The organism is Halomonas campaniensis (assembly GCF_002211105.1).
In the GTDB taxonomy this organism is placed as follows: domain Bacteria; phylum Pseudomonadota; class Gammaproteobacteria; order Pseudomonadales; family Halomonadaceae; genus Vreelandella; species Vreelandella campaniensis_A.
The window spans coordinates 50,365-69,410 of the sequence record NZ_JPUA01000005.1 but is presented as its reverse complement, the minus strand read 5'-3'; the positions used below and the strand labels follow the sequence as shown (position 1 = coordinate 69,410).

Below are 19,046 nucleotides of genomic sequence, written 5' to 3'. Positions count from 1 at the left end.
ACATCGAACACTGTTTTCGACACTAAAACGCTACATTTCGTGCTTTATTGCCCGAAGTCCCCCGCCATCCAGGTACACTTCCACGACGATTCTGCTTAAGGAGATAGCTATGACGGGGCGATTGCATGTGCAAAATTTACCGCTGACCCGCTTATTGCCAACGCTAGCCACTCCTGAACCGCTGATTGAGTCGCCCAACCTAGCGCCTCGCCGGCCAATCTCTGCTATTCGCTTAGAGCAGGGGCAGTACCGGCTCTCGTCGCTATTCTGGGGCCTGACGCCACCCTGGCTGGAGGTGCTGGATCACGCGCCCCACTGCGCCCGGGCTGAAACCCTTGAATCACGGGCGATGTTTCGCGATGCCTTTAGCGCGCGCCGCTGCGTTATTCCGGTGAGCGGTTTCTATGTATGGAAAACCCAGCCGCGCAGCAAGCAGCCCTATTTAGTCACCCAGGTATCCCGCGCGCCGCTGCTGTTGGGCGCCCTATGGTGCCGCTACCACACCACGTTAACGGCATTCACCGATTCAGCGGCACTGATCACCGTGCCCGCCAATCTGCTGTTATCACCGTTAACTGACCGCTTGCCGGTCACCATTCCCAGCCATGCACTAGCCGCCTGGCTCAACCCCGACACCGATACCGAAACGCTTAATTCGCTGTTAGCACCCGCGCCGTTGGAACTGTTGGGCGCTTTTCCGGTATCTAAACATGTCAATAATCCCGCCTACCAGTCACCGGCCTGCGCCCATCCCAATGGGTCGATGCTGCGCTGGACTGTGTCACAGGAGCTGTAATGTTGCGATCCACTTGCTTGAACCGCTGGCGTCTTTTTCCTCAGTGCGCAGTGATTGGCGTTATCGCCAGCATCGCGATAACGCCACTTGCCTTCGCCGAAGGGGATGACGCCGTTGCCGACGTCATTGCCGAAACCGCCACCCCGATCATTAGCCCTTATGACAGTCGGGACTACCGCGTGCTGACCCTTGAAAATGGCCTCAATGTGTTGCTTGTCAGCGACCCGGAAGCTGACAAGGCAGCGGCCTCGATGAATGTGCGTGTCGGCAGCGCCCAAGATCCCGACGACCTCCAGGGCTTAGCGCACTTCCTCGAGCATATGCTGTTTTTAGGCACCGAACCCTACCCAGAATCAGATGCCTACCAACGTTACATTTCCAATAACGCGGGTTCCCATAACGCCTTTACGGCGCAGCAGGATACCAACTACTTCTTCGATATTGAGCCATCGGCGCTGCCGGGCGCCCTTGACCGTTTCAGCGAATTTTTCCTCTCACCGCTGTTTAACGCCGACCACTTAGAGAGCGAGCGCAATATCGTTCACTCGGAGTATATGGCGCGTATTCGTGATGAGTCCCGGCGCGAAAATGACGTGCTTAACCAACTGTTCAACCCTGACAACCCCACCACCGGTTTTGCCGTGGGTAGCCGGGAAACACTGGCCAGCCCGCCTGAAGGTGAAGCGACGCTACGCGAGCGGGTCATCGACTTCTATCATCAGCACTACGATGCCAATGTGATGAACTTGGCCATTGTAGCGCCTCAGCCGCTCGAGACGCTTGAGGAGTGGGTAGCCGAACGCTTTGCCGATATTCCCGACAACGACTTAAGCGTGCCGACGATTGACGCGCCGCTGGTTGATTCAGACACGCTCCCCCGCTATATCGAGCGTCAGTCACTGCAGGATCGCCGCCAGGTGAATTTCTACTTCCCGGTGCCCGACCCCACCGACGACTACCGCACAAAACCCACCCAGGTGATCGCCCACCTACTGGGCGATGAGGGCGAAGGCAGCCTGTTAGCGGTGCTGCGCGATGCGGGACTGGCCGATGGGCTTTCCGCCGGAGTAGGACGCGGCGATGGTAACGAAGCGCTATTTACTATCTCCATCAGCCTGACGCCTGCAGGCGCCGAACGCTTGGACGACATTGAAGCCACCCTGTTTGCCGCCATTGAGCAACTGCGTAACGACGGCCTCTCTGAATGGCGTTACCAGGAGCAGGCAGACCTTAATGAGCAAGCCTTCCGCTTCCAGCAGCACGGCGCCCCACAGCAGGAAGCCACGCGCCTCTCCATGAGCCTATCGCGCTATCCGGTAGAGGATGTGCAGTACGCGGCTTACCGTATGGATGGCCCCGACGCAGAGCGCCAGCAGGCTTATCTTGACGCGCTAACACCGGATAACATGCTGCGCTTCTACTCCGCGCCGGATGTGGAAAGCGACACCGTTTCACCGTGGTTCAATGCCCAGTGGAAAGAGCAAACACCTGATCAACCGGGTCAGGCGCTTGGCGGTTTAGCTCTCCCTGGCCCCAACCCCTTTATTGCCAGTGACTTAACGTTGTTAGAGGGCCAGGATGAGCGCCCCAACCTGCTGGTCGATACGCCATCGTTTACCGCCTGGCATATGCAGGATGAGCGCTTTAACACTCCCAAAGTTGAGTGGCGGGTCAGCCTACAAAGCCCCACCGCCAGCTACTCCGCTGAGGAAGCAGTACTCACTCGGCTGCTCGCCAGTTGGCTCAATGATAGCCTGAATGAATCCCTCTACCCCGCGTGGCTGGCTGGGCAATCGTTTAGCGCTTACCCCCACGCCAGGGGCATGACGCTATCGTTCTCAGGCTGGCGTGATGGCCAAACCCCGCTGATTGAACAAGCCCTTGAGCAATTAGCGCACGCTGAAATTACCGACAGCGCTTTCGAGCGCGTGCGTTACCAGCTGCAGCGAGAGTGGCGCAACGCGCCCCAGGCGTCGCTCACCGGTCAAGCCAGCCGCACCCTAGGCGAAGCCCTCCTCACACCACAATGGTCTACCGCTGAGCTGCTTGCCGCCAGCGAGCGCTTTGACCGCGGCCACCTGGAAGATTTCCGCCAGCGCTTTCTAGCCGATCTGTACGTCGACGCCATGGCGGTGGGCAACCTGGATGCTGACCTGGCCCGTGAACAGACACAGCTAATGCGTGCCAAGCTCAAGCCACGGCTAACCCGCGATGCTATTGCGAACTTAACGCCACTTGCGGCCAGTGAGGAGCACAGCGTGCTGCATCCTCACAGCTCACGGGATGAGTCTTTGGTGCTGCGTTATCTACAGGGTCGCGATCAGACGCCAGCGGAGCAAGCCACCGCCATGGTGATCGCCCAGTGGCTGGAGACACCGTTCTACCAACAGCTGCGCACCGAGCAGCAGCTCGGCTACATCGTGAACGCTGGCTATTCGCCGCTGCTCGAAGCGCCAGGGATTGCCCTTATGGTGCAATCCCCCGATGTCGAGAGCAGCACTATTGCTGAGCGAATGGATGCGTTTCTTGACAAGGCCAGCCAACGTCTTGAACAGCTTAGCGACGCTGACTTAGCGCCTTATCGCCAAGCGGTGCACGATCAGTTGCGCCAGCGTGATACCAGCCTAGCGGGCATGGCTAACCGCTACTGGCAGGCCACGGCGCTTGAAGACGTTCGCTTTGACCGCCGTGATAAGTTGGCTGAGCTAGTGCTGAACGTTAGCCTTGAGGATATCAAAGCTCTCTGGCCATCGCTGCGCGAGCACACTCTGGACATACGCTTTAACCCTGGTGACGAACCCAGCGATGTCAGCACTTATCGGGAAGAACGCTCAGCGCTGCCTAAAGTGCGTGAATAAGCAACGTTGTTAAACCACCGGCTCAGGCATCAAACGCCTGGGCCGGCATCATCGCTTCCACGAACATCACCAGCTCTTCCAGAATCTGGCGCTCACGGTCAGTAAGGGTTTGCTGATTGTATTGAGCGATTTCCCGCGCAAACGCCTTGAGGGTAAAGCCTGCCAGGGCCGGATCATTGATCCGCATCCAACGAAACGCCTCCCACTGCTCGCGCTCCTCGCCTTCCAACGTGTCGGGGTAACTGCGCGCGCGATAACGAAACAGCATCTCTTCCAGGCGCGGATCCTGGAACGCAAAGCGCTGTCCTACCAGATCCCACGGTTCCATCTCCCGCACCCGCTCCATCTGTTGACGGTCAGCGGCGGAGAAGAAGCTGCCCGAATAGAGCATTAGATCAGGGTCTTGCGGGGCGTCGTCGTAACCGGCGCTAAACACCTCGGCGACCTTAGCGGCAACACCGCTGGCATCGCGCAGGGTTTTCCAGTGCTGCCGACAAGCCGCCACATCCAGGCCTAAGCGCGCAACGATAATGCCATACTCCCCCTTTTGCGGCCCCTCAACGTCTTTTAAAGCAGTTGCGGGGAACACCACCGGGCAACGGTTAATATGGATCACCTTCAGCGGAATACGTGCTTCACCTTCAGCCAAATCCTGCTGGCTGACGAATACCCGCTCACGAATCTGCTCCGCCGACATACTCAACATATCGCTGGGATCAACGCTCAAATCGTAAACAATCACCCCATTAGGGTTTGTCGGATGTTCGGCCAGCGGCATCACCAACGCACTACAGCCCCGGCTGGCGGGATAACGGCGGGAGATATGCAGCAGCGGCTTGGCGTTGGGCAAGTCAAGCTGCTTGGCCACCGCGCGCTTACCGCGCAGACCGAGTAGATAGTCGAACAGCTTGGCATTGCGCGCCTTAAGTAAACGCGCCAAGGCAATCGTGGCGCGCACATCGGCTACCGCATCGTGAGCTCCCTCATGGGCAATACCATTTGCTGCGGTTAAGTGCTCTAGCTTGAAGCTGGGTGCACCGTCTTCGCGCAGCGGCCACTCAATGCCATCCGGACGCAGCGCATAAAAAGCGCGCACAACATCGATCAAATCCCAGCGGGAATTGCCGTTTTGCCACTCACGGGAATAGGGGTCGAGCAAATTGCGGTAAAACAGATGGCGGGAGACTTCGTCATCAAAGCGCAGGCTATTGTAACCCACCACGCAGGTGCCCGGCTCACTCATATGGCGTTGAATCTCGCCCGCGAATTCTGCTTCGGGCAGACCATGGCGTTGAGCTTTTTGCGGTGTAATGCCGGTAATCAAACAGGCAGCAGGATGAGGCAGGTAATCATCGGCGGGCTTGCAGTAGAGTTCGATCGGCTCGCCGATCTCGTTCATATCAGCATCAGTGCGCAGGGCAGCGAACTGAGCGGGCCGATCGCGACGCGGATCCGCCCCGAAGGTTTCATAGTCATGCCATAGAAAACTGGCAGGGGCAGCATTGGGTGGCGCCATGAACAATCACTCCGCTGGGCAGTTAAAAGCCCAAGCCTAGCACACCCGCCGCCCCTTTCGCCCCGTCTTCAGTTCTTGCACGTAGACGAAGGCTCAGCTCTTGGGAAGCGTCACGTTCAGCTCCAGCACCGAGCAGTTGTCTTCGCTGTCCAAAGAAATTTGAATGGCGTCGTCATCCACATGGACGTAACGACGAATCACCTCAAGCAGTTCGCGCTCAAGCATCGGCATATAGTCGGGCTGACCGCGCTGACTACGCTGATGCGCGACAATAATTTGCAAACGTTCTTTGGCGACCGAGGCGGATTTCCTGCGCTCACGCTTCAAGAACTCCAGTAATTTCATCGGCGCGCCCCCCCAAACATACGGCTTAGCAGGCCTTTGCGTTGCATTTCATGGAAACGCAGCGGCATGTCTTCACCGAGCAGGCGCGATACCGTATCGCTATAGGCTTGGCCCGCGTCGCTGGAGATATCGTGGGTAACGGGCACGCCCTGGTTGGAAGCACGCAGCACAGCCTCTGACTCAGGAATCAAGCCCAGTAAATTGATCGCCAAAATTTCGCGGATATCGTCCAGCGTCAGCATATCGCCGGAGGTAACCCGTTCGGGATTATAGCGGGTCACCAGCAGGTGCTCTTTAATAGGGTCATCGCCCTGCTCTGCACGCCGGGTTTTCGAGGCTAGTAGCCCCAAAATACGGTCAGAGTCACGCACTGACGATACTTCAGGGTTGGTGACCACAATCGCCTCGTCGGCGAAGTACATGGCCAACTGCGCACCGCGTTCGATACCGGCGGGTGAATCACACAGAATGAAGTCAAAATCTTCTTTCAACTTCTCCAAAATCTCTGCAACGCCCTCTTGGGTCAGGGCATCTTTATCGCGAGTTTGGGAAGCGGGCAAAATAAATAGATTCTCGACGCGCTTGTCGCGAATCAGCGCCTGATTAAGCCCTGCTTCGCCTTGAATCACGTTGACTAAGTCATACACCACGCGCCGTTCGCAACCCATGATCAGGTCGAGATTACGCAGGCCCACATCAAAATCGATGACGACCGTTTTTTTACCGCGCAGCGCAAGTCCTGTGGAGATGGCTGCCGCACTGGTGGTTTTGCCGACCCCTCCTTTACCAGAGGTCACTACAATTATCTTGGCCAAGATTCACTTCCTTCTTGAAGTCGTTCGTCGCGAGCGCGAGTCAGTTGGCGCTCTGCGCATAACGGGAACGTCAATGTCATCAACATGCCATACTGTAACGGATAGCGTCTTCGGCGTCGCTAGGCATGAAGCACCAACGCAGCCTCATACTAATACCTTAGCCCAATGGCTTAATTTCAAGCTGTTCTTTTGTAAAGTGAACTTCTGCGGGCTGCCCCAGAAGCTGAGCGTCGATATCTTCAGAGCGTTTGTAGTTGCCTGCCACTGAAAGCAGCTCAGCCTCCAGTTCGCGGCAATAAATGCCCGCCTGGGTATTACCATGAATGCCTGCCAGTGCCCGGCCCCGCAGTGCACCGTAGACATGAATACTGCCAGCAGCCAGCACTTCCGCCCCGGCATTCACCGCCCCGATAACCACTAAATCGCCATCAGAGGCGCTTACTTGCTGGCCAGAGCGAACAGTACCGCGATAGAGCCGCGTGGCCAGCGTTGGCGCTTCTGACTCGCTCACTGGCTCCTCACGGGCGACCTCTTGCACCGGCGAGCTGCCGACACTTTCCAGCACCCGTGCTCGCCCTTCAGCTACCGGCGGAAACCAACCCAACCCCAGCGCCCAAGCCGATTGGCGAACCGGCTCAGTACCACCGCGCACGGCGACCGGCAACAGCTTATGGTCACGGCACACGGCACAAATGCGCTCAAGGGCTAAGTGTGGTTCATCGAGTTTTTCCACGCTGAGCACAACCGGTGTATGCTGAAAGAAAGCAGGGGACTGGGAAAACTTACCAGACAACTGCTGCCGGATTTGCTCTGGGTCAGCACTACTTAGCTCCATGACGGTCATCGGCAGCATGCCGCCTTTGAAGGTAAAGGCCACTACGGCACTATCCACGTTAAGGCTCATGGCCGAACTCCCCGTCATGTTCATATAAGATTAAGGTAGCGTACTATCACGCATTTCGTCGTCTAGAAACACTGTAGTCTAAAAACAGTGTGATCTAGAAGCAGTGTGGCCTAGAAAATAGACGTTTATCACACCATAGTAAGGCCAAGCTAAGCGACTGTGCCGGTGACTGCAACCACCGAGCCGTTTTTTTCATGCTACGCATTTCATACTCGCAGGATGATCCATGCACGGACTGTTAAGACGCCTGTTCGCACCTCGGTGGCAACACCCTGACCCCGAGGTGCGCCGTCAGGCCCTCCAACGACTAAACCCAGAGCAGGCGGAGCAGCGTCAAGCGCTGCAGTCGCTCACTCAAGATAGCGATAGCCAGATTCGCCTTGCCGCGCTGCTGGCTCTGGATGACTGCGTAGGCCTGGTAAACGCATACCCCCACCATCAGCAGGAGGAAACCTGGTTCAATGCGGTTTGCCAACGGCTTAGTGGGCGTGAAGGCCATACCGATCTGAACCAGCGCCAGACACTGGTTGAACAGATTGAAGAGCCGCGGGTATTGAGTGCGGTCGCCCTCCAGGGCGACAACCTTAATCTACGCTTGATCGCCCTGAGCAAGCTGAGTGATGAGAATGACCTGATACATCAAGCTTGCCACAACGGTGTGGCCGCCGTTCGCCACCAGGCCGCCGAGCGCATTGAGGACGAGGAGGGGCTTAAGCGATTATTGAAAGAGGCACGCCGTGACCGCCAGGTGGTTCGTCTGGCACGGGAACGCCTCAACCGCTTGCGCAGCGACGCCCAGTGGCTGGAAGCGGAAGAGCAGCAGCGCGAAACGCTTTTGAATCAACTAGAACAGCATGCCCGCGCGCCCTGGGAGCCCCTTTACGGTGGCCGTTTTCGCTACCTTGAACGGCAGTGGGAGCAACTGACCCAGCCGCCCAGCGTGGAACAGGAGCAGCGCTTTCATCAAGCCGTGCTCAATTGCCGCAAAACGCTCCACGACCACGAGACCCAGGAGCAGGCTCGCCAGCAGAGCGACGAGCGCCGCGAAGAAGCTGAAAACACCCGTGAGCAGCTGCTTGAAGGCATCGAAGAGACCCTCGACGGCCTACGCCACGCTTCCGCCATGACCGTACAGGATATCGACAGCCTGCGCGCCCAGCGCCAGCTACTCGGCCAACGCTGGCAGGCGCTTTCCGATATCCACCCGCCCAGCGAGGCTATGCGTCAGCGCTACACGCTGGCGATTCAGCACTACGACCAGTGCTTAGAGGCATGGCAGCGCTGGTGCGCGGTAAGCGCACCCATCGAAACCGCTCTGGCCAGTGGTGACCATGCGACCCTGGCCACCTTGATTAGCGAATGCCAGTGGCCAGACACCTTAACTCCCCCGGCGCTGCTCGGCCGCGCACTGGCTGCGTGTAATGCTGACAGCACCGCCCCCTCGCAACCGACAGAGGACAGCACCACCCTGGAGGCCCATGGCGCGGAACTCGACACCTTTGAGCACTTGTTAGAGCGCGGCGCCTTTAAAAGCGCCAGCCGTCTGCATCAGCGGCTAAAGCCGCGCATTGAAGCGCTGGAAAGCCCAGCCGCCCAACCGCTCAAAACACGCTTAAAGCACTTAGCCGCCCGGCTCGCGGAATTACGCGACTGGCGAGGTTTTGTCGCCGGGCCAAAGCGCGAGCAGCTATGCGCGAGCATCGAAGCATTGGCTAACGATCTCTACATGGCGGAAGAAGCGCTTGACCGCCACCATCGCCAGTTGGTCAAAGAGTGGAAATCACTGGGCGATGCAGCGGCCAACCGCGAACAGTCTGCCCGTTTCCGCAGCGCTTCGGATCGTATCCATGAACGTCTTGCCCCTTGGCGGGATCAGCTCAGTAAAGAGCGCGAGAACAACCTGAAAGCCCGGGAAGCGCTATGCGACCAGCTAGAGAGTCTGCTGGCTCAGCCAGCAGAAGATGCCGACCCCGATGTACTCCGGCAAATTCGCGATAAAGCGCGCCACCAGTGGCGACACTACAGCCCCGTTCCTCGCGAGGGCTCAGAGGCCGTTGGGCGGCGCTTTGGCACTATTCGCCATCAGCTACAGGCGTTGATTGATCAGCGCGCTGAAACGATCGCCTCAAAAAAACGCGAACTGATCAGCCAAGTGAGCGCACTGCGTAGCGACGACAGCCAGCCGCTGGCCCAGCGCATCCACCTCACCAAACAGCTGCAGCAGCAGTGGCGGGCACTAGGCCGGGCCCCCAAAGGCGAAGAGCAAACGCTGTGGAAAACCTTTCGCCACGAGTGCGATCAACTTTTTGCCCAACGCGATGCACATAAAAATGAGCAGGCAGCGCGCCAGCAACAGCAGCTTGATGAGATGCAGACGCTCATCGATGAAATGGATAGTTGGCAGCCACTTGAGGCGAGCGAGTCGGCCACACTGGAGCGCTTTATCGAGCAGGCCAATCAGCTTGAGCCACTGCCCCGCAATCGGCGCAGCGAAGGCATGCAGCGGCGGATGAGTGGCATTGTGCGTGCACGCCGAGAACGCCTAAACCGTCTGGCGGTCGCCGACACGGTTCAACAGTGGCATGCGATTATGCCATTAGTGAACGCTCACCTGGCCGCCGACCAACGCTATCTCAGCGAGGGGATTCCCAGTGATGTGGACGCGCAAACGGTTCTCGACACTTCATTGCCTAGCGCTTTCAATCAGTCACATAACGCACGCAATCAACAGCGCCATAGCGTAGCAGTACCGCTCTCAGACGCTGAGCACGCCCGCATAGCCGACTCCCTTGCGAGGCTAAGAGTGCACCTCTCGATGCTGGCCGTGGGTAGCGTACGGCAGAGTGATGAGCCACTGCGCCTGGCGATTCAGGTAGAACGTTTGAATGAAGGCTTCAATCAAGAGCGCAGCCGTGATCAAGAAGTGATCGACATCCTGGTGGCACTATTGGCGCTAGGGCCAATGCCAGCCACGCTATGGGAGGCTGAAGTAGAAGAGTTGGATAACCTGCTCAGCCGACTGGCACGAGTACCACTGCCATAGCGTTAGCAAAAGAAAACGGGAGGCTTATGGCCTCCCGTTTACGCTCTCCTCTTGGGCTAACCACTAACCCATGAACTGACCACCGTTGATGTCGATGTTTGCACCGGTGATAAAACCTGACTCCTTATCGGCTAAGAAGGTGACCAATCGGCCAATCTCCTCTGGCGTGCCATAGCGCTTCACTGGAATGGTTTCCCGGATTGCCTCGCGTACTTTTTCTGGGATATTCATGATCATATCGGTGGCGATATAGCCAGGTGATACGGTATTGACGGTAATCCCTTTGGTCGCTGTTTCCTGTGCCAACGACATGGTCAAACCATGCATGCCGGCTTTCGCCGCCGCGTAGTTGACCTGACCAAACTGGCCTTTACGGCCATTAATGGATGAAATATTGATAATCCGGCCATAGCCACTCTCAAGCATCATCTCAATGACGCTACGGCAGGTGTTAAATACGCTGTTGAGGTTGGTGTCGAGCACTTCGTACCACTGCTCGTAGGACATTTTTTTCATGGTGCCGTCACGGGTGATACCCGCACAGTTCACCAGCACACTAATCGGGCCATACTTGTCGTGGATTTCGCGGGCACCTTCCAGGCAGGCGTTGTGGTCAGAAAGGTCGACACCTGACAATTCGATATTGTTGTAGCCGTCGGCATGCTGCGTTTCTAGCCAGGTTTTGGCCTTGTCGGGGTTGCGATAACCCGCCACGACCAGATATCCCGCATCTGCCAACGAACGACAAATCGCCGTACCGATACCACCAGTTCCACCAGTTACCCAGGCGACGGGGGCTTGATTGGCCATTGACTACCTCCCTGATATGACAAATGGCTTGGATCTCAAAACATGCACGTTACGTCGCAAGCCATTGTGAATAAGCGCGACTGCGCCTGTATTACCCTAGTGCATAATTTGCTAGAACAATGCACCAACGTAAGCTTTTTATTATGACTATATAAAGCATAGCTGCACTTACCCCATGTTGCCGCAGGTCATAATCAACGGCTATAAGCCAAACGTGTTAATCCCCCTATTGACTTCATCTAAAACTTCTGTAGAATACGCCACACGTTGATGCGGGGTGGAGCAGTCTGGTAGCTCGTCGGGCTCATAACCCGAAGGTCATCGGTTCAAATCCGGTTCCCGCTACCAATATTTTGAAAGGCAGATCAGGAACTTACTGGTCTGCCTTTTTTTATGCCTATCGTTGAAAATCCCTCTGTGCCCAAATTGTGCCCACGCTGTGCCTAAACTTCATTTCTTCTCTTAGCCTTCCAAAATGAAGGTGACCTTCAGGCTCCTAACACGCAACTGAGTCTACCCGACTACTTCAACGTGAATCAGATGGCAGTGGAGCATCCTCTGTTTCCTTGATATGGGTCACCAACTGATCGATTTCACAATCAAAGTAGTAGCAAAGTTTGTCGAGATTATCAGTCACTGTGCTATGGCCTGCATGATTGATAATTTTCGATAACGTCATCCGATTAATCCCTGTTTCTTTTGCTATCTCACCGATCGTAATTCTGCGACGTTCTGCAAACTCCTTCTCAGCGATCAGCTCTTTTAAGTGATACCGAATCATCTCTCTATCCAATGTGATTATAAAAATTATCAAAAATGTATTGAAATAATCATTTGATCGCATATATTCATACTCGAACGATTAAAAATATTATCAATATGATCACCAGCATGAGGAGATAGTCTCATGGACTGCACTTTTTTGACAACGGAAGAGCTCGCATCGCGGATCAAATATGATGCACGCACTATCCGTCAGCAACTCAAAGACAGCGTGCTCATTGAAGGCACTCATTACATCCGGCCCTTTGGGCGTCGAAAAATTCTTTATATCTGGGAAGCTATCCAGGAAGAAATGCTGCAAGCGACTCCTCGTCAGCAAGCAATCGCCATCCCTATGGCTAATGGAGGGGTATGCCATGGGTAAGGTTCGCGCTCGTAAAGAGAGCAAAAAGCTTTTCATCGACTTCAGATATGACGGCCAGCGATTTCGGGAACAAACACTACTGGACGATAACGCAAAAAATCGTAAGCAGCTGGAACAACTTTTACAGCGCATGGAAGCAAAAATGCTGCTCAGTGAATTCAATTATGCGGAGTTCTTTCCCAACAGCAGCAATTTACAAAAACTAAAAACTAACCAACTTATTAATACAGCCGAGCTTCAAAACGCCAGCAATTCAGACACCCCTCTGTTTAATGACTTCGCTACCCAGTGGTATGAAGAAAGCAAAATCCAGTGGCGTGCTTCTCATGTACGCAATGTAAGTTCGATTCTTGATAGCTCGCTTAAGCCAGCGTTTGGTAAAAAACCGATGGGTGAGATCAGCAAGGCCGACATTATGGCGTTTCGTGCCAAGTTGTCCAAACGTAAGGGGCGGGGACCCACAGGTGTCGTTTCGCCTAAGACGATCAATAGCCATATGACAATTTTGCGAATGGTGTTAGGTGAGGCAGCCGAGCGATTCGAATTTGAAACACCCTATAAAAATATCAAGCCGCTAAAGCTACAGAAGACGCACATCGAGCCATTTTCGCTGCAGGAAGTTCAGCGCATTATCGACAATGTCCGCCCGGACTACCGCAACTACTACACGGTGCGCTTCTTTACCGGCATGCGCACCGGCGAAGTCGATGGGTTGAAATGGAAGAACATTGATTTTGCTAAGCGGGAAATCTTAGTACGCGAAACATTGATCAATGGTGAAACGGAATACACCAAGACCGATGGATCGCAACGAGAAATCCCCATGTTCGGGCAGGTGTATGACGCCCTCAAAACGCAGTACGCCGCCACTGGGCACATGAGTAAGTACGTGTTCTGCAATCAGATGGGACAGCCGCTTGATCACAATAACGTGACAAAGCGCGTGTGGTATCCCTTGCTCAAGTCTCTTGGGCTAACCAAACGCCGTCCTTATCAAACACGCCATACTGCCGCGACACTCTTTTTGGCTTCTGGCGAAAATCCAGAATGGGTAGCGCGAATGCTGGGCCACAGCTCCACCGAAATGCTGTTTAAGGTTTATTCGCGTTACGTCCCCAATGCCACCCGTATGGATGGCTCTGCCTTTGAGCGTTTACTTGGCAACACCACGCCCGCTAAACCCCAGAAGGAGCAGCGTCATGAAACAGCTTGATAACGTCCCTACTCATCTGTCTCGCACCTTCACGGGCACTTATCGCCTTACTGGGCGCGTGGTGGAGTTCGACAATGCGAAAACGCCTTTCTTAAAGCTGAGGCTAAGTGATTGCGCGGGGGATCAAATCGCGATGCTCAACTTGAGCACAACAACAGTACCTGAGCGCATCGGCCATCTGGACTTTGTTACCGCCTCAGGCGTGAAGTGTTTGTCAGGCCAATTCATTCTTGATGAGTTCCGCAGAGCGTCCCGGGATGAAGTGACCTCTATGGATACCCTGCAGTCGTTGCCACGTGTGTACTCCCCGATGCCAGAAGTATTCGACAAGTTAGTAGCGACCGTACAGTCGCTTCGATCAGACTGCCTTCGAGTGTTTTTGACACGGGTACTGGAAAGGAAGGATCGTCTTGAAGCTTTTTTGAATGCGCCCGCCAGCGCCAATTATCACCATGCGTATCCAGGTGGTTTGCTAAAGCACTCGCTGGAAGTTGCCAACCACTCAGTGGCTATGCTGCGCCTTAACGAGCCAACCATGCCTCGACTTATGCAGGAAGCCTGTTTCGTGGGAGGACTATTGCATGATATTGGTAAGACATATACTTATGACTCCAAGGGCAAGCCAAATGCCGCCTGGAAGCTCTGTAGCCATGATGTGTTTACGCTAGAGGCTTGTGCCTACGGGCTTACATACTTGGATGCACATGAACCCGACATTGCGATGACACTTCGCCATTTGTGGACATGTGCTTCGCCAGGCGCTCGTTACGGACAACCCGCAGCAATGACGTTGGCCCGTTATATTCGTGATGCGGATGGGCAAAGCGCGATGGCCGATAACCAACAGCGAGCTTTTCGCCTTCAAACTAACAAGGGATTTGGCCGACTCGGGCAAAACCTTTTTTGGCAGCCTCAGTTATCTGCAGCGGCATCTCACTGAAGCACACTTATACTTTTCGACCGGAGCCGTCAGCTTTTTTGTGCGTCGGCTTTACCAAGCTATTTGAGAACTTTTTTATGACCATGCCAAGTGAACGCACACGTTCGGTCATCCAGACCAGAGAATTCCTGATCGAGCTAAGCCGTAACACTAACTTTCCAGAAACCACCCGCAGGCAAGCAAAGCAGCTATTAAGGCATTACCCGTCACAGATAGAGATGCTAGACGCTGGCCAACTGGAAGAGCACCTTACTGATGGGACTATATTCCAGCCTATTTTCAGCTCAGTTATTGAGGGACTTTAAAGTGCAGCGTTACTCAATCTGGGGGTGACGTCGCCTTCAGAACAAGGACCTTATGGGGAACTTGCTGGGCCAGCTGTTGCCAGGCGTAAAGGGCTAAGCGGTCACTGCCACAGGTTAAAATGTAGTGGTCGATGCCACTACACTACAAACCAGCTGAAGACTGCTTGATATAAAATCAGCCTATTGGTAATCCTCGCTCCTCTTTCATGCTGCGTAAAATTATCTCCGAACGTACCTGGGTGACATTCGGATGCGGTAGCAGATTGTGATGGATGAAATCGGAGAACTCCGTTAGCCCTTTAGTTGTGATATGCAATATATAGTCAGCATCACCAGAAACCGAGTACGCTTCACGCACTACGTCATGCTTAGAAAGCAGAGCTACAAAGCTCTCATCCATACTCTCGCTGTGTGCCTTGAGATTTACTCGGGTGATAGCTCTCAATCCAAAACCTAAGAGCTCAGCATTCAGTTTAGCTGCATAACCTTTAATAATACCTTCTGACTCCAGCCGAGCCTTTCGCCTAGAACACTGGGATGACGATAAATTTACGCGATCTCCCAGCTCAGCGTTGGTTAGTGCTGAATTCTTTTGCAGTGCTGCTAAAATTGCAAAGTCAAAGCGATCGAGCGAAATATCGTGCATAAACACCTCTTCTGTGCATATTAAGTGCAATATCAGACGATCTAGAGGCCTTTTTTGCAACCCAATTGTGCTTTTCCTTGAATATACTGATCAGTGTCAATTTACAAGATCAAAAGGAGACAGTGATGGGACCTTTTCCACATAGCGCCCCAAAAGCGCAAATCAGCGATGCAAACCCAGCCGGAACCGATGGTTTCGAGTTTGTAGAATTTGCGCATTCTGAACCAGAAAAGCTAGATGCATTGTTTAGACAAATGGGATTTACCCCTGTCGCCAAACACCGAACTAAATTTATTACCGTTTATAGACAAGGCGATATTAACTATCTCCTTAATAGTGAGCCAAATTCTCATGCATCAGCATTCATTGAGGCGCATGGCCCCTGTGCGCCCGCGATGGCATGGCGTGTGGTCGATGCTCAACACGCACTTAAGCGTGCCGTAGAGCTTGGTGCTGAAGAGTATACTGGCGTTAAATCAATCGATGTCCCTGCGGTCATCGGTATTGGTGGTTCGCTTCTTTACTTCGTAGATACTTACGGAGAAGAAGGCAGTTGCTATGCCAAAGAGTTTGAGTGGCTGGGCGAAGTTGACCCTAGGCCGCAAGGGTTTGGATTTTATTATCTAGACCACCTGACCCACAATGTTGTACGCGGCAACATGGATACATGGTACAAATTTTATCATGACACTTTTAACTTCCGTGAAATTCGCTATTTTGACATTAGCGGTAAAATGACCGGGTTAACAAGCCGAGCCCTTACTTCACCCGATGGTAAGATTCGCATTCCTATCAATGAAAGCGCTGATGAGCATAGCCAAATTGAGGAGTATCTTCGCGAGTATAATGGGGAAGGTATTCAACATATTGCGATTGCTACTGATGATATTTATACCAGTACAGATAATCTCGCAGCGGAAGGGGTGGATTTCATGCCAGGCCCCCCCGATATTTATTATGAAAAATCAACTAAAAGAGTAGCTGGCCACCAAGAACCACTTGATAAACTCCGTAACCGCGGCATCCTTATTGATGGTGAAGGCGTTGTTGGTGGGGGTGAGACTCGAATACTTTTACAGATTTTCTCAAAAACGGTTATTGGACCGATTTTCTTTGAATTTATACAACGTAAAGGTGATGATGGGTTCGGTGAAGGTAACTTTAAGGCGCTTTTTGAATCCATTGAAGAAGATCAGATTAAACGTGGCGTCCTTCAGGGTACCAATGATGCATAATGTAAGGGATTAACAGTGCAAGAAAATTGGCTTAATTATGCAAACGCCCCCGAGCAGGGGGCTATTATATGTCCTGCTAGCTTGGTTGAGGAAGATGCAACTTTTTGTTTGAATATTAAAAGCCCTACAGGAGACTTCCCTGTCATTATTTTACGAAAAGAAGGCTCATTTTACGGCTTTGTGAATGCTTGCCCACACCAATACCTTCCTTTGAACTATCGAGCAGAAAACATCATTTCCTCGGACAAGCGTCATTTACTTTGCAGTGTTCATGGTGCAGCTTTCGACATAATAAATGGAAACTGTATTTCTGATACACTCGACAGTCTTGACTCCATACCGTTACATGTAAACAAGCAAGGAAACTTATGTATAGGTTACCCAAAATTTGGGTTATGACTATATTGAAACTATGCTATTATAATTAACTTTTATTCATGCATTCAGCTTGAAGCTCTAATTTCATCATCAACTTCGATAACATTTGGCACTCGCTATCGCTCAGTGTAGAAATAAGATCTGACTCCCAACCTCGGGCCTCTGGAATAAGTTTAGAGAGCATCAAACGTCCATTTTCTGTCAGTTTTAAAATTTGCAACCTATTATCATGCGGTGAAGATGAGCGTTCAATCAGACCTCGACCTTCCAATACTTGTATAGCACGTGACACCTTGGCTTTATCCATACTAGTGAGTGCGCATATATTTTTCGCTGAGATTTCATTGGAATGGCTCATCCAAGCAAGAACCCTCCACTGTGGAATATTCAGTTGATATTTTACAATATAAAGATCGGCAAGTGATTGGCTAATAATGTCGGCTAACCGACTAAGGCGGTAAGGAAGAAAATGATCAAGCTCTAATTCGTCCTTAGAAAACATTCTGTTTTTTCTATTTTAACAGCTTTAAAACTGTTACCTTGACTCATCATTTATCCTCGACACCAAAAGCAATAATGAATTAATTCAGCAGAATGCTTATAACAATACGCATCATTGTTTGGGTTACATAAACCTAAGATGTATTGGTACCTATATTACCGGCTCCCTTACCTTATATAACGCTTGCAACTGATTTTGCAACATAAGAGAGATTCTCCTTTGTCAGCCCTGACATATTGGCACGGCCGGAACCTACCATATAGATACTGAACTCTTCCCTCAGTCTAAGAACTTGCTCTGCAGATAGCCCCGTATATGAAAACATCCCCTGCTGCTCATTAACACAGCTGAAACGGTCATTCAGTTTATAAGGCTTCATAGCCTCAACAAAGTCGTGCCGCATTTGAACGATACGTGCACGCATACCATCAAGCTCATGCCGCCACAAAGCCGATAGCTCTTGTGACCCTAAAACCTCAGCGACAATAGCGCTCCCGTGGTTCGGTGGGCTGGAATAATTATGGCGAGCAGTGATCGCTAATTGGGTGCGAATATTCTGCATTTTATTGTGCGAGCTGGCTATCGCAATCAGCGCTCCTGTCCGCTCTCGATACAGACCAAAATTCTTCGAATATGAAGAGGTAATCAGAAGCTCATCGAGGGCGTCCGCTAGCAAGCGAACGCCATACGCATCTGGTTCCAAACCTTCACCGAAGCCTTGGTAAGCAAAGTCGATTAGCGGTAATAACCCTTTCTCAAGAATAACATCTCGCACTAAGCCCCACTGTTCAATGGAGAGATCAAAACCGGTAGGGTTATGGCAACAAGCGTGTAACAATACTATGTCACCGTGCGGGATGTTCTTGAGTGATAAAAGCATACTGTCAAAATCTAGGCTGTTCTCATCACTAACGTAAGGGTATTCATGCAGAGTGAGACCGGCTCCTGCAAAAATAGAAAAGTGATTTGACCACGTTGGCGTGGGTAGCCAAATGCTGGCTTCCGGCAAGTGAGCTCGAATGAAATCCGCTGCAAGCTTTAAGGCGCCACTTCCCCCCGGCGTTTGCGAAACGCTGGATCGGTTTGCTAGCAGAACCTTTGAATGATTCCCTAAAACCAGACCGAGAATCGACTCTGCAAATACTGGATCACCATGAGATCCAACATAAGCTTTTGATTTCTCGTTCTTCAGTATGTTGGCCTCAGCTTTTTTAACCGATTCCAAGATAGGAGTATGGCCATTATGGTCACGATAGACACCAACACCCAAATCAACCTTCTGAGTGTTACAATCCTTATTGTATGTTTCAATCAAGCCAAGGATTGGATCACCAGACGCATAAGGTATTTTTTTAAACATAATTACTCTCGTTAAAAACAGCAGTTAGCCACTGAAATAATCTGCTCATTTCATCAAGAGAGAACAGGCTTACAGAGGCTTTTGCCAAAAAATAAATATAAAATTAGTATTCACTACGCTAACGATTCAAAACATTAAATAAAAGTTCAGTTGTGTCACCTTATGGGTTCCATACCGGAATTTTAATTTTGTTTACAACCTCGTGCTGATATGTGCATTCATTAAAATAACTG

The 19,046-nt window shown here is 52.4% G+C and carries 18 protein-coding genes and 1 tRNA gene; 10 read left to right on the top strand and 9 right to left on the bottom strand.

What is annotated here, in order from left to right; genetic code table 11:
• Positions 1-109: 109 nt before the first annotated feature.
• Both JI62_RS02950 and JI62_RS02945 read left to right on the top strand, forming a co-directional pair.
• Complete coding sequence (locus JI62_RS02950) at positions 110-796, top strand: SOS response-associated peptidase (protein ID WP_088698742.1); 687 nt, start codon at positions 110-112, stop codon at positions 794-796.
• Entirely contained in the window at positions 796-3,654 is a 2,859-nt protein-coding gene (locus JI62_RS02945) for an insulinase family protein (RefSeq protein WP_088698741.1), read from the top strand. Before JI62_RS02950 ends, JI62_RS02945 begins: the two co-directional genes overlap by 1 nt.
• Positions 3,655-3,676: 22 nt before the next feature.
• Here the strand turns inward: JI62_RS02945 and sbcB are convergent, their stop codons facing one another.
• The 4 genes from sbcB to minC form a co-directional block, all read right to left on the bottom strand.
• Entirely contained in the window at positions 3,677-5,170 is a 1,494-nt protein-coding gene (sbcB, locus tag JI62_RS02940) for an exodeoxyribonuclease I (RefSeq protein WP_088698740.1), read from the bottom strand.
• Positions 5,171-5,263: 93 nt separating this feature from the next.
• Entirely contained in the window at positions 5,264-5,515 is a 252-nt protein-coding gene (minE, locus tag JI62_RS02935; RefSeq protein ID WP_007111776.1) for a cell division topological specificity factor MinE, read from the bottom strand.
• On the bottom strand, positions 5,512-6,330 hold the full coding sequence (gene minD / locus JI62_RS02930; RefSeq protein ID WP_088698739.1) for a septum site-determining protein MinD: 819 nt from the start codon (positions 6,328-6,330) through the stop codon (positions 5,512-5,514). Before minD ends, minE begins: the two co-directional genes overlap by 4 nt.
• 157 nt (positions 6,331-6,487) lie before the next feature.
• Positions 6,488-7,234, bottom strand: a complete 747-nt coding sequence (minC, locus tag JI62_RS02925) for a septum site-determining protein MinC (RefSeq protein ID WP_088698738.1) — start codon at positions 7,232-7,234, stop codon at positions 6,488-6,490.
• A gap of 226 nt (positions 7,235-7,460) precedes the next feature.
• Here minC and JI62_RS02920 point away from each other — a divergent pair, with 226 nt between their 5' ends.
• The gene (locus JI62_RS02920) at positions 7,461-10,277 is read left to right on the top strand and encodes a DUF349 domain-containing protein (RefSeq protein WP_088698737.1); all 2,817 of its coding nucleotides are present in this window, start codon (positions 7,461-7,463) and stop codon (positions 10,275-10,277) included.
• Positions 10,278-10,340: 63 nt separating this feature from the next.
• Here JI62_RS02920 and phbB read toward each other — a convergent pair whose 3' ends face one another.
• Complete coding sequence (gene phbB / locus JI62_RS02915) at positions 10,341-11,087, bottom strand: acetoacetyl-CoA reductase (RefSeq protein ID WP_088698736.1); 747 nt, start codon at positions 11,085-11,087, stop codon at positions 10,341-10,343.
• A 271-nt stretch (positions 11,088-11,358) separates the two neighbouring features.
• Here phbB and JI62_RS02910 point away from each other — a divergent pair.
• Positions 11,359-11,435: transfer RNA gene (locus JI62_RS02910), tRNA-Met, on the top strand.
• Positions 11,436-11,613: 178 nt separating this feature from the next.
• Here JI62_RS02910 and JI62_RS02905 read toward each other — a convergent pair.
• The gene (locus JI62_RS02905; protein ID WP_088698735.1) at positions 11,614-11,868 is read right to left on the bottom strand and encodes a helix-turn-helix domain-containing protein; all 255 of its coding nucleotides are present in this window, start codon (positions 11,866-11,868) and stop codon (positions 11,614-11,616) included.
• Between the two features lie 126 nt (positions 11,869-11,994).
• Here JI62_RS02905 and JI62_RS02900 point away from each other — a divergent pair, with 126 nt between their 5' ends.
• From JI62_RS02900 to JI62_RS23120, 4 genes are all read left to right on the top strand, one after another.
• A complete protein-coding gene (locus JI62_RS02900) occupies positions 11,995-12,234 on the top strand; it encodes a hypothetical protein (RefSeq protein ID WP_039860360.1) in 240 nt (79 codons plus the stop codon).
• A complete protein-coding gene (locus JI62_RS02895; protein ID WP_088698734.1) occupies positions 12,227-13,447 on the top strand; it encodes a site-specific integrase in 1,221 nt (406 codons plus the stop codon). Before JI62_RS02900 ends, JI62_RS02895 begins: the two co-directional genes overlap by 8 nt.
• Positions 13,434-14,387 (top strand): TraI domain-containing protein, encoded by a 954-nt coding sequence (locus JI62_RS02890; protein WP_088698733.1) that lies wholly within the window; start codon positions 13,434-13,436, stop codon positions 14,385-14,387. The genes JI62_RS02895 and JI62_RS02890 overlap by 14 nt, the downstream gene beginning before the upstream one ends.
• A 77-nt stretch (positions 14,388-14,464) precedes the next feature.
• Positions 14,465-14,692: a BPSL0761 family protein gene (locus JI62_RS23120; protein ID WP_088698732.1), complete on the top strand. Its 228-nt coding sequence runs from the start codon at positions 14,465-14,467 to the stop codon at positions 14,690-14,692.
• Positions 14,693-14,867: 175 nt separating this feature from the next.
• On the opposite strand, the gene JI62_RS02880 is transcribed toward JI62_RS23120, so the two are convergent.
• A complete protein-coding gene (locus tag JI62_RS02880; RefSeq protein WP_088698731.1) occupies positions 14,868-15,338 on the bottom strand; it encodes an Lrp/AsnC family transcriptional regulator in 471 nt (156 codons plus the stop codon).
• A 125-nt stretch (positions 15,339-15,463) separates the two neighbouring features.
• Here JI62_RS02880 and hppD point away from each other — a divergent pair, with 125 nt between their 5' ends.
• Positions 15,464-16,573, top strand: coding sequence for a 4-hydroxyphenylpyruvate dioxygenase (gene hppD / locus JI62_RS02875; RefSeq protein ID WP_088698730.1), 1,110 nt, complete (start codon positions 15,464-15,466; stop codon positions 16,571-16,573).
• Positions 16,574-16,588: 15 nt separating this feature from the next.
• Entirely contained in the window at positions 16,589-16,972 is a 384-nt protein-coding gene (locus JI62_RS02870) for a Rieske (2Fe-2S) protein (RefSeq protein ID WP_088698729.1), read from the top strand.
• 25 nt (positions 16,973-16,997) lie between these two features.
• Here the strand turns inward: JI62_RS02870 and JI62_RS02865 are convergent, their stop codons facing one another.
• The gene (locus JI62_RS02865; protein WP_088698728.1) at positions 16,998-17,453 is read right to left on the bottom strand and encodes a MarR family winged helix-turn-helix transcriptional regulator; all 456 of its coding nucleotides are present in this window, start codon (positions 17,451-17,453) and stop codon (positions 16,998-17,000) included.
• A 172-nt stretch (positions 17,454-17,625) separates the two neighbouring features.
• Positions 17,626-18,813, bottom strand: coding sequence for an aromatic amino acid transaminase (locus tag JI62_RS02860; protein ID WP_088698727.1), 1,188 nt, complete (start codon positions 18,811-18,813; stop codon positions 17,626-17,628).
• Positions 18,814-19,046 lie beyond the last annotated feature (233 nt).